Annotated in this window: 1 pseudogene; it reads right to left on the bottom strand. The window is 70.5% G+C overall.

Features of this window, described 5'->3' with window-relative positions:
* Positions 1 to 370, bottom strand: a pseudogene (locus IG05_RS0141260) (alpha-1,4-glucan--maltose-1-phosphate maltosyltransferase); the annotation flags it as partial.

Genomic DNA, 370 nt, shown 5'->3' with positions numbered 1-370 from the left:
CTCCGTGACCAGCCCGTCCATGTCGGCGTCGAACGCGACGGGGTAGATGTCCTGGTACTTCTTCGGCGGGTTCTCGGCGTACGCGATCGTCCCGTCCGGGCGGTGCCGGAACCACTCGGGGTGCTTGTGGACCCAGGGGTGGTCCGGCGAGCACTGCAACGCGAAGTCCAGCGCGACTTCCAGGCCGAGCCGGTCCGCCTCGGCGACGAAGAAGTCGAAGTCCTCGATGGTGCCCAGGCCGGGGTGGATGGCGTCGTGGCCGCCCTCGGGAGAGCCGATCGCCCAGGGCACGCCGACGTCGTCCGGACCGGCCGTGAGCGTGTTGTTGGGGCCCTTGCGGAAGGTCGTGCCGATGGGGTGGACCGGCGGC

Source organism: Streptomyces sp. NRRL S-1022, from assembly GCF_000720135.1.
GTDB lineage: Bacteria > Actinomycetota > Actinomycetes > Streptomycetales > Streptomycetaceae > Streptomyces.
The sequence above is the reverse complement of the archived record's forward strand: the minus strand, read 5'-3'. Positions and strand labels throughout refer to the sequence as shown.